Source organism: Neisseria sp. P0009.S007 (assembly GCF_051962515.1).
The window spans coordinates 6,472-15,408 of record NZ_JBQCVF010000037.1 but is presented as its reverse complement, the minus strand read 5'-3'; the positions used below and the strand labels follow the sequence as shown (position 1 = coordinate 15,408).

Below are 8,937 nucleotides of genomic sequence, written 5' to 3'. Positions count from 1 at the left end.
GTACAATAACGCCTTTTGCTTCATCAAACGGACATAATAATGACTTCAACATTCAAACAATGGGTTAGCGTATGCGCTCTGGCGGTGGGGGCGTTTATTTTCAATACCACCGAATACATTCCGATTGCGCTTTTGAGCGATATTGGCCAAAGCTTCAAAATGCAGGCAACGGAAGTAGGCATGATGATCACGGTGTATGCGTGGATTGTGGCGTTGCTGTCTCTGCCGCTAATGCTGATGACGAAAAACATCGAACGGCGCAAATTATTGCTGGCGTTGTTTGCATTATTCGTCGTATTCCACGCGCTGTCGTTCTTTTCTTGGAACTTCAACATCCTCTTGATCAGCCGTATTGGTATTGCGCTGACACACGCTGTCTTTTGGTCGATTACGGCTTCTTTGGCGGTACGGCTTGCACCCACCGGCAAAACCAATCAGGCTTTGGGCCTGCTCAGTACGGGTACGGTTTTGGCGATGGTATTGGGTATTCCGCTGGGGCGAGTGGTTGGGCAATACTTCGGCTGGCAGCTCAGCTTCCTGCTGATTGGGGTCTGCGCCGCCGGCGTAATGCTGGTGTTGGCCAAAAACCTACCTGCTTTACCCAGCCAGAATACCGGTTCTTTAAGCAGCCTGCCGAGTTTGTTCAAACGCCGCAACCTGATGTTGCTCTATGCCATGACGGTGTTGATTATTACAGCCCATTTCACGGCATACAGCTATATCGAGCCTTTTGTGTTGCAAGTTGGCGGATTTAAGGCTGAACAAGTTACCATCGTTTTGAGCCTGTACGGTTTGGCAGGCTTCGCCGCTTCTTATCTGTTTGGCAAATGGTTTGCCAAATCGCAACGCCTGTTTATGCTTGGCGCGGTGGCGGTCATCCTGCTCTCTGCTCTGCTGCTTCTGCCGTTTGCCTCTTTCCCTTATGCGGTGTACGCGCTGGTGTTTATTTGGGGCGTGGCCATCGTCATCGTCAGTTTGGGCATGGTCTCAAAAGTATTGACGTTTGCTTCCGACGCGACAGATGTGGCCAACTCGATTTATTCAGGTTTGTACAATGTCGGCATCGGCGGCGGTGCACTTTTGGGGCATTATGTAACCGTCTGGTTCGGTCTTTCCAATATCGGCATTGCCGGAGCCTTGCTGGCGGCGGCAGGTCTGGCCGTTTGCGGCTTGTTGTTTAAGGAACAAGACAATCTGACGCAAAATGTTTAAAATCCAATCACTTTCCTAATCGAACGGACAAACAGCCTTCCTGCTGCTTGTCCGTTTTTTATTTTATTTTAAAAAATAATTTACAATTTATTTACACTACATTAAATTACAAATATACTGTCGTTGTCAGGCCGTCTGAAAACGGCCGGCACAAGCGTAAAAGAAAAACCAGCAAACTTCAGAGGAACATTCTATGGATCTGCACGCAAAGGACAAAACCCAGCATCCGGAAAACGTCGAGCTGCTCAGTGCACAAAAGCCGATTACCGACTTTAAAGGCCTGCTGACCACCATCATCTCCGCCGTCGTCTGCTTCGGCATTTATTACATACTTCCTTATAGCCCTGATGCCAACAAAGGTATCGCGCTGTTGATTTTCGTTGCGGCACTTTGGTTTACCGAAGCCGTACACATTACCGTTACCGCACTGATGATCCCTATCCTTGCCGTTGTACTCGGCTTCCCGGATATGGACATCAAAAAAGCGATGGCAGGTTTCTCCGACCCGACGATTTATATTTTCTTCGGCGGCTTCGCGCTTGCAACCGCCCTGCACATGCAGCGTCTCGACCGTAAAATCGCCGTCAGCCTGTTGCGCCTCTCCCGCGGAAATATGAAAGTTGCCGTGTTGATGCTGTTTGCCGTTACCGCCTTCCTGTCTATGTGGATCAGTAACACTGCGACTGCCGCAATGATGCTGCCTTTGGCCATGGGTATGATGAGCCACCTCGATCAAGAAAAAGAACGCAAAACCTATGTTTTCGTTCTGCTCGGCATCGCCTACTGCGCCAGTATCGGCGGCTTAGGTACCGTGGTCGGTTCTCCGCCGAACATGATTGCCGCCAAAGCGCTGAACTTGGACTTCGTCGGCTGGATGAAGCTCGGCCTGCCGATGATGCTGTTGATTCTGCCGCTGATGCTGTTCTCCATGTACGTCATCCTCAAGCCTAATTTGAACGAGCGCGTGGAAGTTAAAGCCGAATCTATCCCTTGGACTTTGCACCGCGTTATCGCGCTGTTGATTTTCTTGGCAGCTGCCGTTGCTTGGGTATTCAGCTCCAAAATCAAAGCTGCATTCGGCATTTCCAACCCTGATACCGTTATCGCCCTGATTGCCGCCGTTGCCGTTGTCGTATTCGGCGTGGCGCAATGGAAAGAAGTTGCCCGCAATACCGACTGGGGTGTATTGATGCTCTTCGGTGGTGGTATCAGCTTGAGCGCGTTGCTGCAATCTTCCGGTGCATCTGAAGCACTGGGTCAGCAAGTTGCTTCCACATTCTCCCATTCTCCTGCATTGCTGGTGATTTTCGTGGTTGCCACCTTCATCATCTTCCTGACCGAGTTCACCAGTAACACGGCTTCCGCCGCTCTGCTTGTGCCTATTTTCGCCAGCATTGCCGCGCAAATGGGCCTGCCGGAACAAGTCTTGGTATTCGTCATCGGTGTCGGCGCATCTTGTGCCTTCATGTTGCCGGTTGCCACACCGCCTAACGCGATTGTGTTCGGTACAGGCTTAATCAAACAACGCGAAATGATGAATGTCGGCTTATTGCTAAACATCCTCTGCGTAGTATTGGTTGCTCTGTGGGCTTATGCTGTACTGATGTAAACCATCGACCTAAACAACAAGGCCGTCTGAAAGAAAATTTTTCAGACGGCCTTGAAGTTTGTCGTTCAGACACAATTTAACGAATGATTCAAAACCGGATTCTAACGAAAGGAAACCCATGATTATCCTGCACACCAACAAAGGCGACATCAAAATCGAACTCGATTTCGACAAAGCCCCCGTTACTGCTAAAAACTTCGAGCAATACGTTAAAGACGGCTTCTACGACGGCGTAATCTTCCACCGTGTTATCAAAGGCTTCATGATTCAAGGCGGCGGCATGGATGAAAACATGAACGAAAAAGAAACCCGCGATCCGATTCAAAACGAAGCGTCCAACGGTTTACCTAACGAGAAATACACCATCGCTATGGCGCGTACTTCTGATCCTCACTCTGCCAGCGCGCAATTCTTCATCAACACCGCCGACAACGCCTTCCTGAACTTCCGTTCTAAAGAGCTGTACGGCAAAACCGTTGTCCAAGACTGGGGCTATGCCGTATTCGGTAAAGTCGTTGACGGTTTTGACGTTGTCGATGCCATCGAAGGCGTTTCTACCAAACGTCACGGTTACCACGACGACGTACCGAGCGAACCTGTCATCATCACTAAAGCCGAAGTGGTTTAATTGATTTGATTTCTCATAAAAACAGCCTGTCCGTTTTTAACTCGGACAGGCTTTTTTCAATAATGACGCATACCGTCACACATCATAAGTACCGACCACGCATGCCGAATCCAAAACATGGCCCTGCATGGCAAAATGCAACTCATTAAAGCGGAAACCGCGCGGCAAATCCAAAACGGTATCCAACGCGTACACAATCAACTCATAACGATGACGGTTGTTCGGTGGCGCCATACCGCCGTAAAACGAGGCCTCTTCGATTTCAAATTTACCCAACGCGCTTGCCCAAGTGTTCGCACCCTGTGTGAAATCTGTTGCAGAAATACTTTCATTTTCTGCCACGGAAGTACGTTTCAAATCCGAAATCAACCAATGCGTCCATACGAAACCCGATGCCGAAATGGCATCTTTGTCTTCCAACACCACGGCAAACGATTTTGTTCCTTCAGGTGCATCTTTGATCTCAAAAGGAATCGAATAAGAAGGCATACCGCTCGGGCTGAACTGGCTGCCGCGCTTGCCGTATTTGTCTTCAAATTCGCCGTTGACAATAGCTTTACTGCTGACTTTCATCTTATATCTCCCAATAGTAGGTTTGTTCATTCTAACAAACACCAAGGCCGTCTGAAAGATACTGCCGTTTTCACTTTCCCGATGTCGCATTTTCAGACGGCCTCAAGCAATATTCACAATTCGATCAAACACATTTGACATTCCATAGTATAATCCGCCGCATGAAAACTACACAGGATACGCATTATGGATTGGAAAGGTCGTGAACAAAGCCAAAACGTCGAAGATCGCCGCGGAAGCAGTGGCGGCGGTGGCGGCAAAACACCGGGCATACTCGGCATTATCGTGGTTTTGGTCGGCGCATATTACGGCGTGGATTTGAGCGGTTTGGTTGGCGGCTCATCTTCGATGGGCATTCCTACCCAGCAAGCTTCCCGACTCGACAGCCAACAAGAAGCCGAGTTGAACGAACTGTCCCGCGTCGTCCTTGCCGATACGGAAAAAGCATGGAGCAAATATTTCCAACAACACGGCCAACGCTATACACCGGCAACCATGGTGTTGTATGAAGGCGGCACGTCCACCGCCTGCGGTACGGGCCAATCTGCCATGGGTCCGTTTTACTGCCCGGGCGACCAAAAAGTTTATTTGGATTTGAGTTTCTACGAAGACATGCGCACCAAACTCAAATCTGCCAGCGATGCTGCGTTTGCCTACGTTATTGCCCATGAAGTCGGCCATCACGTTCAAAACCTGCTCGGCATTCTGCCTAAAGTCCACAAAATGCAACAGCAAGTCGGCAAGAAAGAGGCCAATGCCCTTTCCGTCAAACTCGAATTGCAGGCCGACTGTTTCGCCGGTATTTGGGGACACTACGCCGTCAACAACAACATCTTCAAAGCCGAAGACATTCAAAAAGCCATGCTTGCTGCCGAATCCGTCGGTGATGACCGCTTGCAGAAACAGGCTCAGGGCTATGTCGTTCCCGACAGCTTTACTCATGGCTCGTCCGAAGAACGCATGACTTGGCTCAAGCGCGGTTTGGAAAGCGGCGACATCAACCAGTGCAACACTTTCAACAATTGATTCGTCCAAGCAACACTGTTCTTTGATGTAACGACAAAAGGCCGTCTGAATTCTTCAGACGGCCTTTTAGCCGTGTTAGAATAACGCCTATTATTTTCCCTTAAATTCAAAGGAAATCCACATGGCAAATATCGCCCGCGACATTTTCAAAGCCTACGACATCCGGGGCATCGTCGGTAAAACTCTGACTGACGAAGCTGCCTACTTAATCGGCAAAGCCATTGCCACCAAAGCCTCCGAAAAAGGCATTACCCGCATCGCACTCGGCCGCGATGGCCGTTTGAGCGGCCCCGGCCTGATGGCACAAATTCAACGCGGTTTTACAGACAGCGGCATCGATGTCCTCAACGTCGGCATGGTTGCCACTCCTATGCTTTACTTCGCAGCCATCAACGAATGCGGCGGCAGCGGCGTGATGATTACCGGCAGCCACAATCCGCCCGATTACAACGGTTTCAAAATGATGCTCGGCGGCGACACGCTCGCAGGCGAAGCCATTCAAGAACTTTTAGCTATTGTTGAGAAAGACGGTTTTGTTGCCGCCGACAAACAAGGCAGCGTAACCGAAAAAGACATCTCCGGCGAATACCACAACAACATCGTCGGCCACATCAAAATCAAACGCCCGATGAAAATCGTGATTGACGCGGGCAACGGTGTCGGCGGCGCATTTGCAGGCAAACTCTACAAAGGTTTGGGCAACGAAGTGACCGAACTTTTCTGCGAAGTGGACGGCAATTTCCCTAATCACCACCCTGATCCGTCCAAACCGAAAAACCTGCAAGACCTCATCGTCGAGCTCAAAAACGGCAATGCTGAAATCGGCTTGGCATTTGACGGCGATGCCGACCGCTTGGGCGTGGTCACCAAAGACGGCAACATCATCTATCCAGACCGCCAACTGATGCTTTTCGCGCAAGACGTGTTGAGCCGCAATCCTAAAGCCAAAGTGATTTTCGACGTCAAATCCACCCGCCTGCTCGCACCTTGGATTAAAGAACACGGCGGCGATCCTGTGATGGAAAAAACCGGCCACAGCTTCATCAAATCCACCATGAAAAAAACCGGCGCACTGGTTGCCGGCGAAATGAGCGGTCACGTTTTCTTTAAAGAACGCTGGTTCGGCTTCGATGACGGTATGTATGCCGGCGCACGCCTCTTGGAAATCCTGTCTGCCTTCGACAATCCGTCCGAAGTGTTGAACAAGCTACCGCAAAGCATTTCTACTCCGGAACTCAACATCGACCTGCCGGAAGGCAGCAACGGGCACAAAGTGATTGAAGAGCTGGCTGCCAATGCCAAGTTTGAAGGTGCGACCGAAATCATCACCATCGACGGCTTGCGCGTTGAATTCCCTGACGGCTTCGGCCTGATGCGTGCTTCCAATACCACGCCGATTTTGGTATTGCGTTTTGAAGCGGATACGCAAGAAGCGATTGAGCGTATTCAAAACCAATTCAAAGCAGTCATTGAAAGCAATCCTGCATTGAAATGGCCGCTGTAAGGGTTTAGGCTAAAACAAAAGGCCGTCTGAAAATCATTTCAGACGGCCTTTAATATTCAATATTGCTATTTCAAAGTTTGAAAAAACAAGAATATCCCGGCTTAGTTATCCGACTTGCGCCAACTGTTGACGCATTTCATCGATAACGGCTTTGTAATCCGGTTTGCCAAAAATTGCCGAACCGGCGACAAACGTATCCGCACCCGCCGCCGCAATTTCAGCAATATTGTCTGTCTTCACGCCGCCATCGACTTCCAATGCGATATGGCGGCCGCTTTGCCGTTCATACTCGTCCAACATCTCGCGCACTTTGCGGATTTTCACCAGCGTATTCGGGATAAAGCTTTGCCCGCCAAAGCCCGGGTTGACCGACATCAGCAACACCATATCCAGTTTGTCCAAAACGTTTTCCAGAATATTAACCGGCGTAGCAGGATTCAATACCAAGCCTGCCTGACAGCCGTATTCTTTAATCAAACCCAAGCTGCGGTCGACATGGCGGCTGGCTTCGGGATGAAAGGTAATGATATTGGCACCGGATTTGGCAAACGCATGAATCAAATCGTCCACCGGCTCAACCATCAAATGCACATCGACCGGCACGGTTGCATACGGTTTCAAAGCCGCACAAACCATAGGGCCGAAAGTCAGATTCGGCACATAATGATTGTCCATCACGTCAAAATGAATCAAATCCGCACCCGCGCGGATAACTTCGGCAACCTCTTCGCCCAAACGGGCAAAATCGGCAGACAAAATACTAGGGGCAATACGGTAGTCGGTCATGTTTATTCTCCTAAAGTGTGTTCCTTTGTCATTATCGCATTTTTAACCCTATGTTGTATGCCGCCGACAACGTCTCTGCCGTCATTTTTGTGAATTTACATTTCATATACATTAATGAAACTTATAATCACATAGTAAGGCTTTGAAAATAAATTATTAGATTACATACACATTCAAAAAAATCTAACATCATTAACAAAAGTTAACTGCATTGATACTGCCTTTCACACGCTTATCGGTTATATTTCCAAACCTGATGAAACATTAGGAAAACACCGTGTCTGTTGCACTTTCCCGCTATCCGACTTTTATTTTCTTAGCACTTGCCCTACTCTGTTCCAGTCTGCCTGCACATGCCGGTCCGTTTCTGGCCACTTTGGACGACTTTCACCCGAATTGCGACATCCGACAGCTCAATTTATCCGCCGACCAACACGCCGCCCTGCGCCGCCTGCGTACCGATTTCAAACAAATCAACGATAAAGCCTACCGTAAAACTGTACGCTCCGACCGCAACCGCCGTCAAACCATCATCAAAATCCTCTCCGGCGACTCATTCGACTCAAACGCCGCCCGCGATTATGTTGAAAACCGCTACCTCTCCAGCATGGACTATGCGGTAGATGAAATGGAAATCCAATACCGCCTCTACCATCTGCTCAATCCGCGCCAACGCCAGCAATGGTTGTCTTCATGCTTGCGCTGATGGATAAATAAAAATACAAAAAGGCCGTCTGAAACCATATTCAGACGGCCTTTGCTTTTTTCGCCTTAATCCAGCACTCTTTCTTCCGGCAACCGACCTGCCCAGTCGCAGGCAAACTGCCATGCCGAACGGCCTGAACGGCTGCCGCGCATTTGCGCCCATTGCAACGCGGCTTGGCGTGCCGTGTCATCAAAAGGAACATTGAAATCTTCCAACCAGTTGGCTACGGCGGTCAAATAATCGTTTTGATCGAAAGGATAAAAACTCAGCCACAAACCGAAGCGGTCGGAAAGGGAGATTTTCTCCTCGACGGCCTCTTTCTGATGAATTTCGCCGCGAGTGCCCGTAGTACCGCCGTTTTCATCCATGTATTCAGGAATTAAATGACGGCGGTTGGAAGTGGCATAAACCAAAACATTGGTGCAACGTTGCGACAGTCCGCCGTCTAAAGCAGTTTTCAAGGCTTTATAGGTCTCATCACCGGTTTCAAACGACAAATCATCGCAGAAAACGATAAATTTCTCGGGACGCTCAGACAACAGCGTCAACAAAGCCGGTAAGCTGATCAAATCGCTTTTATCCACCTCAATCAGTCGCAGGCCGCGCTCGGCGTATTCGTGTAACAACGCTTTAACCAAGGAAGATTTGCCCGTACCGCGTGCGCCGGTCATCAAGACATTATTTGCCGGACGGCCTGCCAAAAATTGCTCGGTATTGCGTTTCAGCCTGTCGGTTTGCGAACCGACTGCCGCCAATCTGCTCAAAGGAAACGTATGCGGACGTGGCAGGCTTTCCAAAATGCCTTTTTTGCCCACGCTGTGCCAACGGTAGGCCAAAGCGCGCCAGTCGGTTTTACCGGCTTCGTCAGGCAGGATTAAATCCAGACGGTTTAA

General features: G+C 49.6%; 9 protein-coding genes. 6 read left to right on the top strand and 3 right to left on the bottom strand.

Annotated elements, in window-relative coordinates:
• Nucleotides 1-39: 39 nt before the first annotated feature.
• From ACTHS3_RS05410 to ACTHS3_RS05400, 3 genes are all read left to right on the top strand, one after another.
• Entirely contained in the window at nt 40-1,212 is a 1,173-nt protein-coding gene (locus tag ACTHS3_RS05410; RefSeq protein ID WP_107737529.1) for a sugar transporter, read from the top strand.
• A gap of 193 nt (nt 1,213-1,405) precedes the next feature.
• Nucleotides 1,406-2,821 carry an SLC13 family permease gene (locus tag ACTHS3_RS05405; protein WP_070625397.1) on the top strand — a complete coding sequence of 472 codons (1,416 nt, stop codon included), beginning with the start codon at nt 1,406-1,408 and terminating at the stop codon, nt 2,819-2,821.
• 118 nt (nt 2,822-2,939) lie between these two features.
• Complete coding sequence (locus ACTHS3_RS05400) at nt 2,940-3,449, top strand: peptidylprolyl isomerase (RefSeq protein WP_004519830.1); 510 nt, start codon at nt 2,940-2,942, stop codon at nt 3,447-3,449.
• A gap of 75 nt (nt 3,450-3,524) precedes the next feature.
• On the opposite strand, the gene ACTHS3_RS05395 is transcribed toward ACTHS3_RS05400, so the two are convergent.
• Nucleotides 3,525-4,022 (bottom strand): YbhB/YbcL family Raf kinase inhibitor-like protein, encoded by a 498-nt coding sequence (locus tag ACTHS3_RS05395; RefSeq protein ID WP_039862157.1) that lies wholly within the window; start codon nt 4,020-4,022, stop codon nt 3,525-3,527.
• Nucleotides 4,023-4,208: 186 nt separating this feature from the next.
• On the opposite strand from ACTHS3_RS05395, the gene ypfJ reads away from it, so the two are divergent.
• Nucleotides 4,209-5,048, top strand: a complete 840-nt coding sequence (gene ypfJ / locus ACTHS3_RS05390; protein ID WP_004519832.1) for a KPN_02809 family neutral zinc metallopeptidase — start codon at nt 4,209-4,211, stop codon at nt 5,046-5,048.
• A gap of 121 nt (nt 5,049-5,169) precedes the next feature.
• Nucleotides 5,170-6,552 (top strand): phosphomannomutase/phosphoglucomutase, encoded by a 1,383-nt coding sequence (locus tag ACTHS3_RS05385; RefSeq protein WP_070625399.1) that lies wholly within the window; start codon nt 5,170-5,172, stop codon nt 6,550-6,552.
• 105 nt (nt 6,553-6,657) lie between these two features.
• Here ACTHS3_RS05385 and rpe read toward each other — a convergent pair whose 3' ends face one another.
• Nucleotides 6,658-7,338, bottom strand: a complete 681-nt coding sequence (gene rpe, locus ACTHS3_RS05380) for a ribulose-phosphate 3-epimerase (RefSeq protein ID WP_070625401.1) — start codon at nt 7,336-7,338, stop codon at nt 6,658-6,660.
• A gap of 277 nt (nt 7,339-7,615) precedes the next feature.
• Between rpe and ACTHS3_RS05375 the strand changes: the two genes are divergently transcribed.
• Nucleotides 7,616-8,044 (top strand): Spy/CpxP family protein refolding chaperone, encoded by a 429-nt coding sequence (locus ACTHS3_RS05375; RefSeq protein WP_049336552.1) that lies wholly within the window; start codon nt 7,616-7,618, stop codon nt 8,042-8,044.
• A gap of 65 nt (nt 8,045-8,109) precedes the next feature.
• On the opposite strand, the gene ACTHS3_RS05370 is transcribed toward ACTHS3_RS05375, so the two are convergent.
• Nucleotides 8,110-8,937: ATP-binding protein (locus tag ACTHS3_RS05370; protein WP_440367320.1), on the bottom strand; the 828-nt coding region annotated here is incomplete at its 5' end.